Here is a 17699-nt window from a genome sequence, read left to right as displayed (position 1 = left end):
GATAATCAGTTATACTATAACCATTATCTCATCTTGTTAATTATTAATTACCAATTATTAATTGATTTCTTATTCTCCGAGTTTAAAGTTGATAACAATAAAACCTACTTGACGTGCAGGAGCATTATCATCGGCGTTCCAGCGGTGCATAGTAGCTGTTTTTCGAGCAGCTTCCAGCAAACACTGAGCAGAGTTAGTAGTTCCTTTCACACCAGCAGTAGCTTTTACTACTTTACCACTACGGTCTACTTCTATTTGTACTACTACGCGTCCTTCCTCATTGCAATTTTGAGGTACTTTACCTTGTGAAGCAATAGTACGACCTTTCAATCCCCAACCTTTGCCAGTGCCATTACCACCTCCTGAGCCATAATAAGAATTAGCGTACTGACTACCATCTATCTGTCCCTGATAACCAGGTTGGTTGCCATCTCCTTGTCCTGAGGTACCACTACCACCTGCATTGGCAGCTCCCAATATATTTGATAACGCATCCGAAGTTTCCCGTGAAGGCTTAGGAGCGGGTTTTGGACTCTCTTTTGGAGTATCTTTTTTAGGTGTTTCTTTCTTTTTTTCTTTCTTTTTAGGTACTTCGGGTACAGAAACTTCTTCGTTGTTATCTTGAGCCAAAAGGTTTTCCTTTACTTCTTGTGAAGTACTCTGTTCTGGTTGTGTTTGAGGAGATGTTTTAGTTTCTTCCTGTTTAGCAGCACTTGGCGGAGGAGTGCGTTCGCCCATTCCTACCAAATCAACTCCATAAATAACCTCTACACCTTTTTCGGGTGGTGGGTCTAAGTACTTCATTCCTGCAAAAAACAGTATGAAGATTACTAAACACATCACAACCGTAGTGAGTGCTAAGGATTTACGTTTATGTTCTGTATCGAATAAATTCATATACCTTTCTATTTTGGACGAACAGCCAAAATCACCTTAAATTGGTTTTGGTTTGCCACATCCATCACTGTTACCGCATTTTCAATAGGTACACTTTCCTCTACACGCAAAATGATAGTAGGATTTTCTACTCCCTTGAGTGCTGATTTGAGCTCTGTATCGAGATTATCTACTGAAATAGGTTTCTTGTCAAGAAAATAGTTTAAATATTTATCAATGCTTACTGAAACGTTTTGTGTATTGGTGCTTTTACCTTTAGCTTTAGGCAATAACAAATCAAGTGCATTGGGGCTGTTGGCAGTAATCATAAAGAATATTAACAACAGAAACACAATGTCCGTCATAGACGACATACTGAACTCAGGACTTACCTTATTTCTACCTTTTAATTTCATAATTAGATCAGAGTAGTTTTTTAAGACCTATAGAGGTTCGTTTAACAAGTCTAAGAATTCAACAGCATTGGCTTCCATTAGGTGTACCACCTTATCAGTTTTTACTACTAAGTGGTTGTAGCCTACATAAGCAATAATTCCTACTATAAGCCCTGCTACGGTAGTTGCCATCGCGGTGTAGATACCACTTGCTAATGACCCCATCTCTGCCTGACCGCCTGCTGAAGCCATTTCGTGGAATGACATAATCATACCAACAACTGTACCTAAGAATCCAATCATAGGTCCTGCTCCTGCAATAGTAGCGAGAATAGCCGTATTCTTTTCAAGATTGTAGACCTCTAAAGTGCCTGCATTTTCAATAGCTTTATTAATATCTTCAAGAGGTTTACCTATACGAGAAACCCCTTTTTCAATAAGGCGTGCTACAGGAGTATTCGATTGTACACAAAGCATTTTAGCAGCATCTAAGCGTCCAGCTGAGATACAATCACGTATTTTATACATAAAAGTTTTATCCATTTTAGAAGCTGCCTTAATAGCAAAAAGGCGTTCAAAATAGAGGAAAAGAGCTACAGCGAGCATCACAAATAAAATACCAATAATAATGATACTGCCCATACCACCATCTAGAATCAGTTCCATTATAGAAAGGGTTTTCTCTTGTACTGCGATGGGAGCAGTCTCGGTTGCAGTAGTTGCAACGTCTACAGAAGTTTGTAATCCTAACATATTATTTTTGTTTTTCTGTTTAAAAATATCGCAAAAATAAGAAATAATTATCAATAGACAATTATTAATTAATAATTAACAATTTAGAAAATTATAAACACTTGATAATCATTTGTTATTAAAATGAATAATTAACAAAAAAAGCTACTCAGTATTGAGTAGCTTTTGTGGACTCTACTGGATTCGAACCAGTGACCCTCTGCTTGTAAGGCAGATGCTCTGAACCAGCTGAGCTAAGAATCCTTTTTAATTATGAAAACAACAATAAAATCCGAGTTTTGGTGGGTCCTACTGGATTCGAACCAGTGACCCTCTGCTTGTAAGGCAGATGCTCTGAACCAGCTGAGCTAAGAACCCCAAAATTACAATGATAAAAATTTTTTAATTTTAACCTAAGTGGGTCCTACTGGATTCGAACCAGTGACCCTCTGCTTGTAAGGCAGATGCTCTGAACCAGCTGAGCTAAGAACCCTTACGTTTAATTCGGGTGCAAAGGTACTACTTTTTTTTAACTCTCCAAATTTTTTGGTGAAAAAAAGTAGAAAAAGATTACAATGTAGTAAGCATCACCTCTTCAGCTCCTTTATGAAATGTATGTCCAGAGGTTTTTATAGCGTTGTAACTGATAGAGCGTGTGGGCTATGCGTTGGTTTTGGGGCAACTCTAAATTAGGATCGGCTTTCAGTAGATCGATAGCTTGAAAGCGTGCTGCTTTTAGTATATCTTGGTCTTTTACAAGGTCGGCTATTTTTAGAGCGAGCACTCCACTTTGTTGCTTACCCATTAGGTCACCAGGACCACGCAATTTTAGATCTACTTCAGCGATTTCAAAACCGTCGTTGGTGCGCACCATCGTTTCCATACGTGTACGAGTATCGTTACTCATTTTGTTACCTGTGAGTAATATACAATAACTCTGTTCACTGCCACGCCCTACACGTCCACGCAACTGGTGTAGTTGTGAAAGTCCAAAGCGCTCGGCACTCTCAATTACCATTACAGAGGCATTGGGAACATTTACCCCCACTTCTATCACGGTGGTAGCCACCATTATTTGTGTTTCATTACGTAGAAAGCGCTCCATTTCAGCATCTTTTTCAGCTGGTTTGAGTCTACCGTGTACCATAGAAACCTTATATTTTGGCAAAGGAAAGCTTGCCGTGATATAATCATAGCCTTCGGTAAGGTTCTTAAAATCTAACGCTTCCGATTCTTCTATAAGTGGATATACTACATAAGCTTGTCTTCCTTTATCTATCTCTTTTTTAATAAATTCATAAGTCTCTGCACGGTGGTTTTCAAACTGATGTAGAGTTTTAATAGGCTTACGCCCAGGGGGGAGCTCATCTATTATCGAAACATCTAAATCACCATATACACTCATCGCTAAAGTGCGTGGGATAGGGGTGGCGGTCATTACTAAAATATGAGGCGGAATAGTGTTTTTATGCCATAACTTCGAGCGCTGTTCTACCCCAAATCGGTGTTGCTCATCGATAATGGCGAGTCCTAAGTTTCTGAACTGTACTTTGTTTTCCAAAAGAGCGTGAGTGCCTATAAGGATAGAAAGCTCTCCAGACTGTAATTGTTCGTCTAACATTTTGCGTTCTTTAGTTTTAGACGAACCTGTGAGCAGTGCTACAGTTACTCCTGTTTCTTTTAGTAGTTCACTAATGTTTTGGTAATGCTGATTGGCGAGAATTTCGGTAGGTGCCATCAAGCAGGCCTGACAACCATTATCTACTGCTAAAAGCATCGTCATTAGGGCTACGATGGTTTTACCAGAGCCTACATCGCCTTGCAACAAGCGGTTCATTTGGGCATTTGAGCCCACATCGGCGCGTATTTCTTTCAATACTCGTTTTTGGGCATCGGTAAGCGGAAAAGGCAAATGATGGTTATAGAAGTTCATAAAAGCATCGCCTACATTCTTGAAAGGTTGTCCTTGGAACTTCTGTTTGTGCAGAAGATTCTTGCGTACCAACTGTACTTGTATGTAGAAAAGCTCTTCAAATTTGAGTCGTACAGAGGCTTTAGTAAGCAAAGTTTGATTTGTAGGGAAGTGGATATTGCGCATTGCCTCCTGCTTGGAGATGAGGTTCATTGAAGTGAGTATGTTATCCGGTAAATTCTCAGCAAAGCTATTGCCTATTTCTTCAAAAACCGTTTGTACTAATTGGCGCATCACTCTATTGGTAATGTTGCGTTTAGCTAATTTTTCGGTGGAGGGATATACGGGCTGAATACTGCTGTGTCCTGCCTTCTTGAATTCGCTGAGCAAGTCCATTTCGGGGTGAGGCATAGAGAAAGTGCCTCCAAAGAAATTCAGTTTGCCAAAAATCACATAAGGTTCGTTGATTTTTAGGGATTCACGCAACCATTTGAGCCCTTTGAACCACACGAGCTCCATAGCGCCCGTATCGTCTACAAAGGTAGCAACAAGACGAGTACCTTTTTGGTGAGCCGACTCTACTGTGCGTAAGTTTACTATCTTGCCTACGAGTTGCACCTCGGCATTATTGTTCTGTAATTCGTTGATTTTGTAAAACTTGGTACGGTCGATATACCTGTTAGGGAACAAGTTTAGCAAATCTTGATACTCATAAATACCGAGCTCTGTTTTCAAAAGTTCAGCCCGCTGATTGCCCACGCCACGCAGATAGTTGATGGGAGTATGTAGGATATTCTCTGGAATCATAAGAGCAAAAGTAATAAAAAAATACAAACATCAAGCTCACATTATTTAATTCTTGTTTATAAAAATTACCTCAAATATCTTACTCCAATTCTTACCCGTGATGAAGAAAGTATTACGCCTAGCGTGATAAGCAATGCCATTAAGAACATCTAAGTCAGGAGTTTGTTCTACTTTTTCTTTTAATCCTCGTACATCTACAACGCCTTCTATAGCACCATTATTGGGGTTGATAATCATAATACCATCTTTTAGATAAGTATTAGCATATATTTTCCCGTCTACAAATTCTAATTCGTTAGCATTGGTAAAAATAGATTTATTAGTACATAGTTGTAAACTGTCTACTTCTTCAAAAGTGTTAGGATTGAGTATCCAAATCTTTTCTGAACCATCACTTTTGTAAAGTTTATCACTGCCGTTATGACAGAGCCCCCAACCTTCTTTACTTTTATGGTAAGAGAATGTTTTTAACAGTTTTAGCTGAGTATCATATACAAATCCTATATTTTCTCTCCAAGTGAGTTGGATAATTTTATCTCTAAAAACGGTAGATCCTTCACCAAAATACATTGCTTGTAAAGGTACATTTTTGTACATTTCGCCCGTAAAAGGATTCCATTTGCGTATGGAAGATTCTCGGTATTGCCCTGTGCTTTCTACTAAAGTATCACCTATAAATTCTAAACCTTGAGTATAAGCCTGTTTGTCGTGGGGATATTCATTTAGTATTTTATAAGTATACAATTTAGGAGCTTGTCCTGCTAAAAGTAAAATTTCTTTTCGTACTTTATAAACTTCTCCTTTATCAGTATATACAGTTACTTCTAAAGGCTGTTTACCTAACATTAGGTTTTCAAGTACTATGTTCTCATTAGTAACAACAAGCTCTTGGTGATGAAACTGATAGCTAATCTTTACTATTTTACCTTCAAACTTAGGATTCACAACTTTTATCTGTAAAGTTTCTCCTATGTGGTATTCCTTCTTTTTAGGATACAGTTCTATATTGAAAGCGTCTTGCTTAGGTGGATTTGCATTTTTGCAAGCTCCTATTAATAAGAAACTTAATATGCAAATTAACTGTTGTAATTTCATTCTATCGTTTACTTTGAAAAATATAAGTAATAGTTCCTGTTTGCTCTTTTTTGCCTGTTACAGCATTAAATCTGGCTCTGCTAGCATATAGTAATGAGTTTTCTATAAGGCAATCATCATTGGTAGTTGAATTCATTTTGTCAAGAGCTGTTCTAATAACTCTTCCTGCTTCATCAACTGTAATAATAATCACTACTTGCCCTTCTTTTTCACAAGTAAATACAGGGTTAGGTATATTTCCTGTCCTGCCAGATAAGGCATATTTTACTAAAGTATTCTTATTTACTTTATTATCAGATGAAATTTTAGTTGTTTTTTGAAGAGTATTATCGTCCGATATTACTAAGTTAGACGACATTTTATTATTACTCACCAATTCTTCTTTAGCACTTTCCATCTCTTGAGAAGCACGCTCTGCCATTATTTCGTCTAAAGTTTTAAAATTCTCAGTATGACGTAAGTCAGCATCGGCTTGATTATAAGCATTAGTAGTCAGTTTTGCATTCATAGTTTGAGAAAGATCAGGCGCTTCAGTTTGTTCCTCTAATTTTGGAGGTTCATAAGGTAAATCATCTGGAGTGAATGCCATTTCAATCATTATTTCTTTCTCTCTACTGCTAAGTTGTATCACCATAAGGGTTACTATCGTACCGAAAAGTATCAGTAAAGTAAGTATAATTGCCTTATCAGTATTTGAAAACATCGATAGAAAGTAGCGAAACTCATATTTGATTCCTGAGGTCTTTTTCTTCTTTTTTCGAGGAAAAATAGCTTCTATATTAAGGTCGGAAGTGTGTTGTTGTTTTTGTTGTTTATTAAGGCGTTCTCGCTCTCGCTCTTCATACACTTCATTAATAGACTTTTTCCTATTGTTTTGTGTGTTCAAAGTAGATTCTTTTCGAGCGAAATGGTCATTAAGAGTTGTTTTATTCTTATCGATAAATCGCTCGAATACAGTAGTGAGAATAATAGGTTTTGTTTGCATTTTTGGAATATGTATGTTTATAAATTCATCAGGCGTTAAGGCATCATTTACCGAAAAATCACCTATCTTAGTACGTCGCAATGCAGATAGATAGCCACCAGACCCTAAGGCTTTACCAAAGTCGTTTGCCAAGGAGCGTATGTAGGTGCCTTTGCTACATACCACCTCAAAGTGCAACTTAGGAAACAGACTTGCATCTATATTGAAACTGTGAATATAGATAGTGCGCTGAGGAACTTCTATTTCTTTCCCGTCGCGGGCAAATTCGTAGAGCCGTTTGCCTTCTTTCTTGATAGCTGAAAATACAGGAGGCGTTTGCACGAGTTCCCCTACAAACTGCATTCGCACTTGTTCTATCAGTTCAGGAGTGATATGGTCAGTAGGGTAGTGGGCATCTATTTCGGTTTCCTTATCGTAGGAAGGAGTCGTAGCCCCTACGGTGATAGTACCCGTATAAGTTTTTACAGCGTCTTGTATTTCGGTAATCTTCTTAGTAAATTTGCCCGTACAAATCACCAATAAACCAGAGGCAAGCGGGTCTAATGTTCCTGCGTGCCCTATCTTTATCTTCTTGAGCTTATAGTGTCTGAGTATTGCCCATTTGATTTTGTTCACTGCTTGAAACGACGACCATTGCAGGGGCTTATCGATAAGCAAGATACGACCTTCTGTAAGTTCTTCTGGAGTTATCATACTATTCACTTTTCACTTCCGTAGTATTTTTCCCCTATTCGTATTTTCTCTCTTCCGTTAGCTACTCGCCATTTGTTAGCATCGCGCAACGAGAAAGCACAACCGCAGTACTCTTGTTGGTAGAACTTCTCGTTTTTGCAGATTTCCATATTACAGGCAGCACCTCCGTTTTTGCGCCAATTGTAGTCCCAATAGGTAAGTCCCTCGTACTTATTGGCAGCATTTTTGCCTGCTTCATTCACTTGGTTGAGGTCTTTCCAACGCGAAATGCCCAATGAGGTTGCAATGGTATCGAAGCCGTTTTCGTAAGCATATAAAGCCGTACGCTCCATACGCAAATCAAAACACATCGCACAGCGACTGCCCCGTTCTGGTTCAAATTCCATACCTTTAGCACGCGTATACCACTTATCGGTGTCGTATTCGGCATCTACAATAGGTACGCCACACTTTTTGGCAAAGCGAATATTTTCCTCTTTGCGAATTTCATATTCTTTTTGAGGGTGAATATTAGGGTTGTAAAAAAATATAGTAAAGTCTATCCCCGACCCCTGAATAGATAGTATAATTGAACCTGAACAAGGTGCACAACAAGTGTGTAACAAGAGCTTTTTGCCATTATTGGGTAATACGAGATTCTTGTGGACTAATTCCATAGTATTTTTATTGTTTCCTTATTAGAGGGCAAAAATACAAAGAAATAGTAATATATCAAGACTCTGGTGGGTACATTTGTTTGAGAGCATTCACATATACCTCTGCACCTTTACGTTTAAAGCCTTCATTTTCATAGAGCTTAATAGCAGCTTCGTTAGTAGGCGAGGTAAAGAGCAATATTTCTCCTAAGCCCAATTCTTTGCCTTTGGCGATAAGAAGTTGAATGAGCTGAGTGCCTATTTTTTTACCACGTGCCATCTCGTCTACCACCACATCTTCTATCCAACCTTTATAGCCCGAAATCACTCTGTAGATAGCCATAGAAGCCATTCCGTGTAGGCGACCGTCTTCTATATAACCTACTACATAAGGTGCTTTAGTTTTGTCTTGAAAAAGGTCAGATAGTCGTTGTTGGTAGCGCCTGCTCAACAGTGAAAAAAGTCTGTGAGCGTCATCTTCAATGGTTGGTGTAATGTTGCTTTTATTTAAAAATGTAATCATATTATTTAGTTGTTAGTCATTAGTTTACTAGTTTTTAATCACCATATTCTGCCAAAGTTTTAAACTTATACAAAGTTGATATACCTATTACTTCTCATTTCTCTTGTTCCTTTTCATTACTACTCATTTACCACTTATCATTTACCATTAAGCATTAATTTCATCTTCTGTTGTAATTCCTCAGCTTTTTCACTTGCTACTTTGGCAAAGTCTTCGTCCTTAGAAGCGTAAATAATGCCTCTTGACGAGTTGATAAGCAGTCCGTAGTGGTCGTTCAAACCATACTTACATACCTCTTCCAAGCTGCCTCCTTGTGCCCCTACTCCAGGTACTAATAGAAAATGTTTAGGGATAATTTTGCGTATTTCCTTTAAGTATTCCGCCTTGGTTGCGCCTACTACGTATATCAGGTTTTGGCTGTTTTGCCAAGTGAGTGAGGTGCGTAATACCTTTTTGTACAGCTCTTCATTGTTGAGTTTTTGCGTTTGGAAGTCGAAAGCCCCTTCATTAGAAGTTAGAGCTAAGAGAATGGTGTGTTTGTTCTCAAAAGCTAAAAAAGGCTCTACCGAATCCCTTCCCATATAGGGGGCTACTGTCACGCTATCGAATTGCATATCTTCAAAGAAAGCTTTGGCATACATACTTGAAGTGTTGCCTATATCCCCACGTTTGGCATCGGCAATAGTGAAAATCTCGGGGTGGTGACGGTTTAGGTAGTCAATCGTCTTTTTTAAGGCGCGCCAACCTTTTTCGCCGTGTGCTTCGTAGAAAGCTGTATTGGGTTTGTAGGCTACCGCAAAAGCGTGGGTAGCCTCTATAATCGCCTTGTTGAACGCAAAGAGCGGGTCTTCCTCTTCAAGCAAGTGAGGAGGAATTTTAGTCATATCGGTATCCAAGCCCACACATAACAGCGATTGTTTAGCTTCGATTTGCTGTATGAGTTGCTTAGTAGTCATTTTCTTCTATACGGGCGATTTCTCGTTCGTAGAAAGCGATAGCTTCTTCTATAAGGTTCTCGCTTTCAGCCTCTAACTCTTTGGTGTCTTCTTCGTCAAACTCTTCCAGCCATTCTACTTCGTCGTTGTCTAAGTTCAGCACGAAGCGCGGATACTCTAAATGCACCACGAACATAGCGTCGGGCATATCGGTGTTGTCACCTAAAATAAATTTTGGGAAGTTACTCATTTCAATTCTTTTATTAGTTCAATAGCTTTAGCTACCCCTGTTGAAGCAACGTCTTTAATTACAGTGATTTTATCTTTACTACTGATGCTTGGACGTGGGTCTATATAATATATAGGTGTATCTTTCTTGGCACAGTTCATCAATCCAGCAGCGGGGTACACTTGTAATGAAGTACCTACAATAACCACTATATCGGCAGTTTCTACCTCTTCGGCAGCCTTTACAATCATTGGTACATCTTCGCCAAACCACACAATGTGAGGTCGTAATTGCGCTCCACTGGGGCTCAGGTCGCCCACTTTGATGTCGTCAGTACAGTCGTAGAGCGTATAGGGGTCATCTACTCCTCTCATTTTTAGCAGTTCGCCGTGTAAGTGAATAATGTGATGGCTACCCGCACGTTCGTGCAAGTCATCTACATTTTGAGTGATAATTACCACGTCGTACTCTTTTTCCAACTCGGCTAATAATAAGTGAGCGGGGTTAGGTTGCACATTTTTCACCTGTTTGCGCAAGCCGTTGTAGAAGTTCAATACAAGTTCAGGGTCTTTCTCAAAACCATAAGGTGTTGCCACTTGTTCTATATCGTGACCTTCCCACAAGCCATTGGCATCTCGGAAAGTTTTTACACCACTTTCAGCACTAATCCCTGCCCCTGTGAGGACTACTATTTTCTTCTTTTTCATATTGGTAATGTTAGTTATGGTCTTGTCAGAGAATTAATTTGCGCTTTCGTGCGCTTTGCACCTTGCCAAAGTTTCTAATTGCCTATCGTGCTACGACTTGCCTGTTGGGCTACGACTTTTAGCAAAGTAGAAGTCTACCAATTCCCTTCTTCTTATCTCTACTTTAGCATCAACTTAACTTCACTTTTCCTTCGTTCATTGTTCGTCTTTTGTTCGTCTTTTGTTCGTCTTTTGTTCGTCTTTCCTATAAGCTTTCTATAAGCTTCTCCCAAATTAACCATTAATCGTTAACCATTAATCATTAAATAAGGTTTCTATGCTAATTAACTCATCTACTAATAAATAAAAAAAGTCCCTTTCAACTGAAAGGGACTTTTTTACTGCAATTACTTTTTGTTTACTGCTTCAGATAATTCAGCCCCTGCTTTGAATTTTACAACTTTCTTAGCAGGCACTTTAATTACTGCACCAGTACGAGGGTTGCGAGCCTCTCTGGCTTCTTTTTTAGCAACTGACCAAGAACCGAATCCTACGACAGCTACTTTGTCACCTTTTTTTAGAGCCTTTTCAACACTTGAAAAGAACGCTTCAACAGCTTTTTTAGAGTCGGTTTTTGTAAGTCCAGACCCTGCTGCAATTGCATCAATTAATTCTGATTTGTTCATATGATAACTTATAAATACAGTTAATAAGGACAAAGGTAGTAATATATTTCATCATAGCAAGTATAAAACAAGAAAAAATGCGATTTTTAGTAAAAAATTAACATTTTAGGTGCTTTTTTAGCGCTTTTTTTTGGCTCGTTAAACCTTTTTTTCTACTTTTGCACTCTCAAAATAAAGTTAAGAAAGTTCTTACAAATTATGCTTACAAGACGACATATTAGGGCAAAAGTAATGCAATCAATTTATGCAATGCGTCAGAGCCAAAGTCAGGATTTAGACAAAGAATTGAAGTTCTTGCAAAACAGTGCTGATGAAATGCGACACCTATATTTATTAATATTATCACTTTTCATTGAACTGCATTCTTTGGCAACTCATCAACACAAAGTAGCTCAGAAAAAATATTTGGCTACTACTGAAGAAAGAACAGTACATCAAAAATTCTCTGAAAACCTTTTGCTCTTAGCCATCGTTCATAATACATTATTACAAGAAGCCATTGCTGATGCACGTATAAATCATTGGGAAATACACGAAGAGTATGTGCGTACTATATATAAAAGCATTATAGAAAGTGAGTTTTATAAGAAATACAGCAAACAAAAGAGCAGTTTTGAAGCTGATAAATCTTTTTTAATGACTATTTTTGAAGAAATTATAGCTCCCGATGAGACAATATATGAATATATTGAAGATTATAATCTCACTTGGGTAGATGATTATCCCATTGTAAATACCTATATAAGTAGGTTATTTAGAGAAGTGCTCCCCACCTCACCTGATAAATATTTTGTTCCTTCACTTTATAAAGATGAAGAAGAAAAAGATTTTCTTACAGGGTTACTAAAAAAAGTAGTGCTCAATGATAGTAAGTGGGAGAATGAAATTATTAGTAGAATGACAGGTTGGGAGAAAGATCGTGTGGCTGTAATAGATAGTATATTGTTAAAAATGGCTGTTTGTGAAATGCTTAGTTTCCCTAGTATTCCAGTGAAAGTAACACTTAATGAATATTTAGAACTTGCCAAGGAATATTCTACTACTAAAAGTAGTGCGTTTATTAATGGTGTAATGAAAAATGTACATAAAGAACTCGAAGAAAAACAACAAATTAAAAAGATAGGAAGAGGACTTTTATAATTGAAAACCAAAAGCTAAAAGTTCCTAATTACAATTTTCTAAAATAACTAAAAACTAATAATTAAATTAATAAATATGCAACAATTGATGAACAGTGGTTTACTACCTCTTATATTGATAATCCTAGTATTCTACTTTTTTATGATTCGTCCGCAAGTAAGACGACAAAAACAAGAAAAAAACTTTATTGAAGGAATGAAAAGAGGCGATAAAGTAATTACTAAAAGTGGTATGCACGGACGTATTGTAGAACTTACGGATAATACTTGTGTCTTAGAAACACTTTCAGGAAAAATCAAATTTGAACGTTCTGCTATTTCTATGGAACTGTCAGCTAAATTAAAAGACGATAAGAAAGAAATTCAAGACAAGAAAGAATCGTAGTCATAGAAAGAACCAAAAATGAGAGCGTATCTATTGCAATAGATACGCTCTCATTTTTATTGTGATATTTGCAAAATTCTAATTCGTAGAAAATAATTTTGCAAAGAAACTCTTGCGTTGCATCATAGTTTCTTCTTCGTGATGTTCTTCACTAAATATATCATCAGAAATTTCATAGTCTCCAATGTTAGTATCAGTGTGAGGCATATTAGGGATAGGATCAAAGTGAATTTCTCGCTTGCTTTCGTCCATAATATCCATAATATATTCAATATATGATTTGCCTTGTTTTTCTAAAAAGCCCTTAAAATAACGATTACTGAGCTCCATATCTCCTATTTTTTCAAGTTTAAGGAGCGTTTGATATAAAGGCTCAATATGCTCTGTAATTACATACTTAGGTACTGAATGCTGACGCGCCATAATAGTAACAACATCCCCAATAATATTCCTGCCGACTTCAAAATCGGTAATTACCCAATAATACTTACCCGATTTAGCTAAGTTTTTAATAATAGCGTGAAAGTTTCTCCCCGCCAAAATATTATCCCAAGTAATCTTGAATATGATCTTAGGCATATCGGGGTGACGAATAATGTTATGTGGTTTCCCTAATAATTCAACTGCAGAATAACCACAAACATCTATAAATGTTTGGTTTACGTCAGTAATAGTACCCAACTTATCAGTAGTACTGATAATAGTTTTGGTTTTATCCCACACTACTTCTTCATCAATAGGTATAGGTCTAGTAATTAGTTCTGACATAAGATTTCCTTTTATACTTAACGCTACAAAACTACAAAAGTTATCTGAAAGAACAAAATATTTTAGATAAAATCGTATTACTATTTTGTTTTAAATATAACAATTCTTTTTAACACGTTGATTTGTAGTAATTAACAGATATATTTCTACTCTTCTATATCTTCTTATTTTTAGTAGTTTTTGCACTTCTATACATTTAATTTGTATTATTTTAGCAATTCAAGTAATATAAAAGTATGACCGTATGTTAAAAAAATATCCTAAGAGACTGATTTTGCTATATTGTTGAAAACATTGTTAATAACTTATTTTGGATAGAGAGTGAAATTAGAATATAAAGCTGTTACTTTGCACCCCGAAAATAAAAAGTTATGAACGAAGAAAAAGACATTTGGTGGCTCAACGAAGAGTCTGAACAAATCCTCAATAGAGGTTATTTATTAAAAGGAGAAAGCGTAGAAGGTGCGATAGACCGCATTACAAGTGCTGCTGCACATAGACTTTATAAACCCGAATTACAGCCCGCTTTTAAAGAAATGATTACTAAAGGGTGGATTAGTTTCTCATCTCCTATTTGGGCAAATATGGGTACTGAAAGAGGTTTGCCTATTTCTTGTTTCAATGTGCACGTACCTGATAGCATCGAGGGGATTACTCATAAACTTGGAGAGGTGATTATGCAAACCAAAATAGGGGGAGGCACTTCTGGTTATTTTGGCGAATTGCGTAGTCGCGGTTCTGCAGTTACCGATAATGGTAAATCAAGTGGGGCGGTTAGTTTTATGAAGTTGTTCGATTCAGCTATGGACGTTGTATCACAAGGAGGAGTAAGGCGCGGTGCTTTTGCTGCTTATTTAGATATAGACCATCCCGATGCCGAAGAGTTTCTACAAATTAAAGATGTAGAATTTCCTATTCAGAATCTTTTCTTTGGTATTTGTGTACCTGATTATTGGATGCAAGAAATGATAGATGGTGATGTAGAAAAACGTCGCCTATGGGCTCGTGTCTTGGAGTCTCGCCAGCAAAAAGGGTTACCTTACATTATCTTTACGGATAATGCCAATCGTAATCGCCCTCAAGTGTATAAAGATAAAGATATGCTCATTCGTTCAAGTAACTTGTGCAGTGAGATTATGTTACCTTCTAGTGAAGATGAATCGTTTATTTGCTGTCTTTCTTCTATGAACTTAGAGCTCTTTGATGAGTGGAAAGATACCAAAGCAGTAAAGTTAGCGGTATTCTTTTTAGATGCGGTACTTTCAGAGTTTATAGAAAAAACAAAGGGTAATTACTATTTACAGGCAGCTCGCAATTTTGCTATTCGTCACCGTGCTTTAGGTTTGGGTGTGTTAGGATATCATTCTTACTTGCAACGTAATATGATACCTTTTGAGAGCTTTGAGGCAACTCAGTTCAATGCCCGCGCTTTTAGATACATTCGTGAAGAAGCTGATAAGGCAACTAAAGAGTTAGCTCATATTTATGGAGAACCAGAAATTTTAAAAGGATATGGTAGACGAAATACTACCACTATGGCAATCGCTCCTACCACTTCTAGCTCGGCTATTTTAGGACAGGTATCACCAGGTATCGAGCCTTATTCGAGTAATTACTATAAAGTAGGGCTTTCTAAAGGGAACTTTATGCGCAAAAATAAGTATCTCACTCAACTTTTGGAGGAAAAAGGTCTTAATAATGAAGAGGTATGGCGTTCTATTCGTTTGAATAATGGCTCTGTACAACACTTGCAAGAGTTATCTCAATTAGAGAAGAATGTGTTTAAAACTTTTAAAGAGATTTCACCGATGGAAATTATATCACAAGCGGCACAGCGTCAAGCGTACATTGACCAAACGCAGAGTTTGAACTTAAATATTCCTTCAGCAATGCCTATCCGAGATGTGAATAAAGTGCTTATTGAGGCTTGGAAATTAGGAGTTAAAAGTTTGTACTATCAGCGCAGTCAATCAGTAGCAAAAGAAATGATGATGAATTTTGTAAACTGTAGTAGTTGCGAAGCTTAATACATTTGATTATAAAGCCTTAGAGATTAAATAACATATTGTATAATATAAAATAAGTCCGATATTTATATCGGACTTATTTTGTTTTCCATATTATTCTTCTTTACGCGGTGCGTTCAAATTCTTTAAGTACATCTACTAATACTTGTACACTTTCTAAAGGCAAAGCGTTGTAGATAGAAGCGCGATAACCTCCCACACTGCGGTGTCCTTTTATTCCACTGATATTGGCTTCTTTACACAAAGCGTCAAAGCGTTCTTTGGTGCTTTCATCGGTGAGGTTGAACACTACATTCATTAGGGAGCGGTCTTCTTTGTTGGCATATCCTACTACTAACGAATTGCGGTCGATTTCTCCGTAAAGCAAATCGGCTTTAGCTCGGTTGCGTTTACCTAAGGCTTGTAATCCACCTTGTGCTTGTATCCATTCGAGTACTAATAGGTTTACATATACTGCAAAAGTAGAAGGTGTATTGAACATACTATCGTTTTTAATATGCAACTGATAGTCCATCATCGAAGGCAGTTTCCTACTTACCTTGCCCAATAAATCCTTCTTCACAATCACTAAGGTAGAGCCTGAAGCTCCTAAATTCTTCTGTGAACCCGCATAAATCAAACTAAACTGCTTGTAATCTAACGGACGTGAGAAAATATCAGAACTCATATCGGCTACCAAAGGGACGCTCGTTTGAGGTAAACTGTGGTACTCGGTACCGTAAATCGTATTATTGGTAGTGATGTGCAGATAATCGATATCAGTAGGGACAGTCACATTTTTTGGAATATACTTATACCCATCGGCTTTAGAGGAGGCTATCACTTCAGCATTACCAAAGAGAGCAGCTTCCTTTTGTGCTTTGTTAGCCCAAGTACCTGTATCTATATAAGCAGCTTTGGTTTCGAGGAGGTTGTATGGCACCATCAAAAATTGCATACTAGCTCCTCCTTGCAAGAAGAGTGTAGTGTACGAATCGTCCAATCCAGCGATTTCCAATGCCAATGCACGGGCGCGTTCTATCACACGTACAAACTCTGGACTGCGGTGAGATATTTCTACCACCGATAAGCCAGTGCCCTCAAAGTCAAGCAAGGCTTCTGAGGCTTTTTGGAATACCTCAGGAGCTAAGATAGAGGGACCTGCGCTAAAATTATGCTTTTTCATTTTCCTTATGCTCTGTTTTATATTTTACGATAAAATCTTCTACTTGGCGTTTCAAGATACGCCATAACTTATCTTGTGCGTATTCGCTCGCCCAAGCCACGTGAGGAGTGTAAATCACACGAGGGTGGTTGGCTATTTTTAGTAGAGGGTCGTTAGCCATTGGTGGTTCTTCTTCAAACACATCGGTAGCAAAGCCCATAATGCGGTTACTTTCAATGGCTTCGTATACTGCTTGAGGATCGACTACTGCCCCACGAGCCATATTGATAAGCAATGGTTTTTTACGCAATTTAGAGATGAATTCTTCATCTACTAAATGCTTAGTCTCAGGAGTAAGCGGACAGTTAAGCGAGATGATATCACTCTGTGCCAATACCTTGTCGAACTCAGTATAGTCTTTACTGCGTGGGGCTTTCCCTTGGCGTTCAGCCCACAGTACTTTCATTCCAAAGACTTCAGCTACTTTACTAATGGCTTTCCCTATGTTGCCTACTCCTATAATTCCTAAGGTTTTGCCGTGCAATTCAAACACCGGTGGCTCAGTAAGGCAAAAACGACCATCTTTTTCCCAAGTACCATCTTCTACACTTGTGTGATAGGTTTTTAGGGCACGCATAGCCGATAGTAACAACAAGAAGAAGTGTTCTGTAACACTTTCAGTAGAGTAACCCGCTACGTTTTTCACTTCTATACCCAAGGCTTTCGCAGCCTCTTTATCAATATTATCCATACCCGTAGCAGTAAGGTGAATGAGCTTAAGGTTAGGCAATTGCCTAAGGATACTCTCATCGAGTTTCACCTTGTTCACGATAGCTATATCAGCAGGTTTGAGACGTTGAACAATTTCATCGGGAGCTGTTTTTTGGAAGGCTACCCATTGGGCTATCCCTTTTGGGATATCTACATCTATGCGCTCAGAGAGCGTGTTGCGGTCTAAAAATACGGCTTTCATATAATATATTATTAATTCTTTTTTATCTACATAGTTAAGAGAGTAGGGGAGAGCCCTGCTCTTTTTGTTAGAGC

19 protein-coding genes and 3 tRNA genes are annotated in these 17699 nt (G+C 37.8%); 3 read left to right on the top strand and 19 right to left on the bottom strand.

What is annotated here, in order from left to right; translation table 11 throughout:
- Positions 1-69: 69 nt before the first annotated feature.
- From ACSQ7D_RS05905 to ACSQ7D_RS05830, 16 genes are all read right to left on the bottom strand, one after another.
- On the bottom strand, positions 70-897 hold the full coding sequence (locus ACSQ7D_RS05905; RefSeq protein ID WP_308765874.1) for an energy transducer TonB: 828 nt from the start codon (positions 895-897) through the stop codon (positions 70-72).
- Between the two features lie 8 nt (positions 898-905).
- The gene (locus ACSQ7D_RS05900) at positions 906-1292 is read right to left on the bottom strand and encodes an ExbD/TolR family protein (RefSeq protein WP_437135214.1); all 387 of its coding nucleotides are present in this window, start codon (positions 1290-1292) and stop codon (positions 906-908) included.
- 27 nt (positions 1293-1319) lie between these two features.
- Positions 1320-2024, bottom strand: coding sequence for a MotA/TolQ/ExbB proton channel family protein (locus tag ACSQ7D_RS05895; RefSeq protein ID WP_308765873.1), 705 nt, complete (start codon positions 2022-2024; stop codon positions 1320-1322).
- A gap of 168 nt (positions 2025-2192) precedes the next feature.
- Positions 2193-2267 (bottom strand) — tRNA-Val (locus tag ACSQ7D_RS05890).
- 36 nt (positions 2268-2303) lie between these two features.
- A tRNA-Val gene (locus tag ACSQ7D_RS05885) sits at positions 2304-2381 on the bottom strand.
- A gap of 40 nt (positions 2382-2421) precedes the next feature.
- Positions 2422-2496 (bottom strand) — tRNA-Val (locus tag ACSQ7D_RS05880).
- Positions 2497-2607: 111 nt separating this feature from the next.
- Positions 2608-4722, bottom strand: a complete 2115-nt coding sequence (gene recG, locus ACSQ7D_RS05875) for an ATP-dependent DNA helicase RecG (protein WP_308765872.1) — start codon at positions 4720-4722, stop codon at positions 2608-2610.
- 45 nt (positions 4723-4767) lie between these two features.
- Positions 4768-5817: a glutaminyl-peptide cyclotransferase gene (locus ACSQ7D_RS05870; RefSeq protein ID WP_308765871.1), complete on the bottom strand. Its 1050-nt coding sequence runs from the start codon at positions 5815-5817 to the stop codon at positions 4768-4770.
- A 1-nt stretch (position 5818) separates the two neighbouring features.
- Positions 5819-7495: a tRNA pseudouridine(55) synthase TruB gene (truB, locus tag ACSQ7D_RS05865; RefSeq protein ID WP_308765870.1), complete on the bottom strand. Its 1677-nt coding sequence runs from the start codon at positions 7493-7495 to the stop codon at positions 5819-5821.
- 5 nt (positions 7496-7500) lie between these two features.
- On the bottom strand, positions 7501-8151 hold the full coding sequence (locus ACSQ7D_RS05860; protein ID WP_308765869.1) for an epoxyqueuosine reductase QueH: 651 nt from the start codon (positions 8149-8151) through the stop codon (positions 7501-7503).
- A 55-nt stretch (positions 8152-8206) separates the two neighbouring features.
- Positions 8207-8653 carry a GNAT family N-acetyltransferase gene (locus ACSQ7D_RS05855; protein ID WP_002672071.1) on the bottom strand — a complete coding sequence of 149 codons (447 nt, stop codon included), beginning with the start codon at positions 8651-8653 and terminating at the stop codon, positions 8207-8209.
- 137 nt (positions 8654-8790) lie between these two features.
- A complete protein-coding gene (pyrF, locus tag ACSQ7D_RS05850) occupies positions 8791-9609 on the bottom strand; it encodes an orotidine-5'-phosphate decarboxylase (protein WP_437135213.1) in 819 nt (272 codons plus the stop codon).
- Positions 9599-9838, bottom strand: coding sequence for a hypothetical protein (locus ACSQ7D_RS05845; RefSeq protein ID WP_002672069.1), 240 nt, complete (start codon positions 9836-9838; stop codon positions 9599-9601). The genes pyrF and ACSQ7D_RS05845 overlap by 11 nt, the downstream gene beginning before the upstream one ends.
- Positions 9835-10524, bottom strand: coding sequence for an SIR2 family NAD-dependent protein deacylase (locus tag ACSQ7D_RS05840; protein WP_437135212.1), 690 nt, complete (start codon positions 10522-10524; stop codon positions 9835-9837). The genes ACSQ7D_RS05845 and ACSQ7D_RS05840 overlap by 4 nt, the downstream gene beginning before the upstream one ends.
- Before the next feature lie 158 nt (positions 10525-10682).
- Entirely contained in the window at positions 10683-10805 is a 123-nt protein-coding gene (locus ACSQ7D_RS05835) for a hypothetical protein (RefSeq protein ID WP_437135211.1), read from the bottom strand.
- Positions 10806-10910: 105 nt separating this feature from the next.
- Positions 10911-11201: an HU family DNA-binding protein gene (locus ACSQ7D_RS05830; protein ID WP_255346883.1), complete on the bottom strand. Its 291-nt coding sequence runs from the start codon at positions 11199-11201 to the stop codon at positions 10911-10913.
- A 186-nt stretch (positions 11202-11387) separates the two neighbouring features.
- Between ACSQ7D_RS05830 and ACSQ7D_RS05825 the strand changes: the two genes are divergently transcribed.
- Together ACSQ7D_RS05825 and yajC are read left to right on the top strand one after the other, a co-directional pair.
- On the top strand, positions 11388-12329 hold the full coding sequence (locus ACSQ7D_RS05825; RefSeq protein ID WP_437135210.1) for a transcription antitermination protein NusB: 942 nt from the start codon (positions 11388-11390) through the stop codon (positions 12327-12329).
- 75 nt (positions 12330-12404) lie between these two features.
- Positions 12405-12713, top strand: coding sequence for a preprotein translocase subunit YajC (yajC, locus tag ACSQ7D_RS05820; RefSeq protein ID WP_437135209.1), 309 nt, complete (start codon positions 12405-12407; stop codon positions 12711-12713).
- A gap of 78 nt (positions 12714-12791) precedes the next feature.
- On the opposite strand, the gene ACSQ7D_RS05815 is transcribed toward yajC, so the two are convergent.
- Positions 12792-13481, bottom strand: coding sequence for a PAS domain-containing protein (locus tag ACSQ7D_RS05815; protein WP_437135208.1), 690 nt, complete (start codon positions 13479-13481; stop codon positions 12792-12794).
- A gap of 371 nt (positions 13482-13852) precedes the next feature.
- Here ACSQ7D_RS05815 and ACSQ7D_RS05810 point away from each other — a divergent pair, with 371 nt between their 5' ends.
- Entirely contained in the window at positions 13853-15508 is a 1656-nt protein-coding gene (locus tag ACSQ7D_RS05810; RefSeq protein WP_002672050.1) for a ribonucleoside-diphosphate reductase subunit alpha, read from the top strand.
- Positions 15509-15611: 103 nt separating this feature from the next.
- Here the strand turns inward: ACSQ7D_RS05810 and serC are convergent, their stop codons facing one another.
- Positions 15612-16673: a 3-phosphoserine/phosphohydroxythreonine transaminase gene (gene serC / locus ACSQ7D_RS05805; RefSeq protein ID WP_437135207.1), complete on the bottom strand. Its 1062-nt coding sequence runs from the start codon at positions 16671-16673 to the stop codon at positions 15612-15614.
- Positions 16660-17625, bottom strand: coding sequence for a D-2-hydroxyacid dehydrogenase (locus ACSQ7D_RS05800; RefSeq protein WP_437135206.1), 966 nt, complete (start codon positions 17623-17625; stop codon positions 16660-16662). Before ACSQ7D_RS05800 ends, serC begins: the two co-directional genes overlap by 14 nt.
- Between the last annotated feature and the right edge of the window lie 74 nt (positions 17626-17699).

The sequence above is a fragment of the Capnocytophaga sp. G1920 genome (assembly GCF_051417515.1).
The sequence above is the reverse complement of the archived record's forward strand: the minus strand, read 5'-3'. Positions and strand labels throughout refer to the sequence as shown.

Excerpts from the sequence above, each read along its gene's own strand:
- ACSQ7D_RS05905 (WP_308765874.1), bottom strand. The coding sequence starts at position 897 with ATGAATTTATTCGATACAGAACATAAACGTAAATCCTTAGCACTCACT.
- ACSQ7D_RS05900 (WP_437135214.1), bottom strand. The coding sequence starts at position 1,292 with ATGAAATTAAAAGGTAGAAATAAGGTAAGTCCTGAGTTCAGTATGTCG.
- ACSQ7D_RS05895 (WP_308765873.1), bottom strand. The coding sequence starts at position 2,024 with ATGTTAGGATTACAAACTTCTGTAGACGTTGCAACTACTGCAACCGAG.
- recG (WP_308765872.1), bottom strand. The coding sequence starts at position 4,722 with ATGATTCCAGAGAATATCCTACATACTCCCATCAACTATCTGCGTGGC.
- ACSQ7D_RS05870 (WP_308765871.1), bottom strand. The coding sequence starts at position 5,817 with ATGAAATTACAACAGTTAATTTGCATATTAAGTTTCTTATTAATAGGA.
- truB (WP_308765870.1), bottom strand. The coding sequence starts at position 7,495 with ATGATAACTCCAGAAGAACTTACAGAAGGTCGTATCTTGCTTATCGAT.
- ACSQ7D_RS05860 (WP_308765869.1), bottom strand. The coding sequence starts at position 8,151 with ATGGAATTAGTCCACAAGAATCTCGTATTACCCAATAATGGCAAAAAG.
- ACSQ7D_RS05855 (WP_002672071.1), bottom strand. The coding sequence starts at position 8,653 with ATGATTACATTTTTAAATAAAAGCAACATTACACCAACCATTGAAGAT.
- pyrF (WP_437135213.1), bottom strand. The coding sequence starts at position 9,609 with ATGACTACTAAGCAACTCATACAGCAAATCGAAGCTAAACAATCGCTG.
- ACSQ7D_RS05845 (WP_002672069.1), bottom strand. The coding sequence starts at position 9,838 with ATGAGTAACTTCCCAAAATTTATTTTAGGTGACAACACCGATATGCCC.
- ACSQ7D_RS05840 (WP_437135212.1), bottom strand. The coding sequence starts at position 10,524 with ATGAAAAAGAAGAAAATAGTAGTCCTCACAGGGGCAGGGATTAGTGCT.
- ACSQ7D_RS05835 (WP_437135211.1), bottom strand. The coding sequence starts at position 10,805 with ATGGTTAATTTGGGAGAAGCTTATAGAAAGCTTATAGGAAAGACGAAC.
- ACSQ7D_RS05825 (WP_437135210.1), top strand. The coding sequence starts at position 11,388 with ATGCTTACAAGACGACATATTAGGGCAAAAGTAATGCAATCAATTTAT.
- yajC (WP_437135209.1), top strand. The coding sequence starts at position 12,405 with ATGCAACAATTGATGAACAGTGGTTTACTACCTCTTATATTGATAATC.
- ACSQ7D_RS05815 (WP_437135208.1), bottom strand. The coding sequence starts at position 13,481 with ATGTCAGAACTAATTACTAGACCTATACCTATTGATGAAGAAGTAGTG.
- ACSQ7D_RS05810 (WP_002672050.1), top strand. The coding sequence starts at position 13,853 with ATGAACGAAGAAAAAGACATTTGGTGGCTCAACGAAGAGTCTGAACAA.
- serC (WP_437135207.1), bottom strand. The coding sequence starts at position 16,673 with ATGAAAAAGCATAATTTTAGCGCAGGTCCCTCTATCTTAGCTCCTGAG.
- ACSQ7D_RS05800 (WP_437135206.1), bottom strand. The coding sequence starts at position 17,625 with ATGAAAGCCGTATTTTTAGACCGCAACACGCTCTCTGAGCGCATAGAT.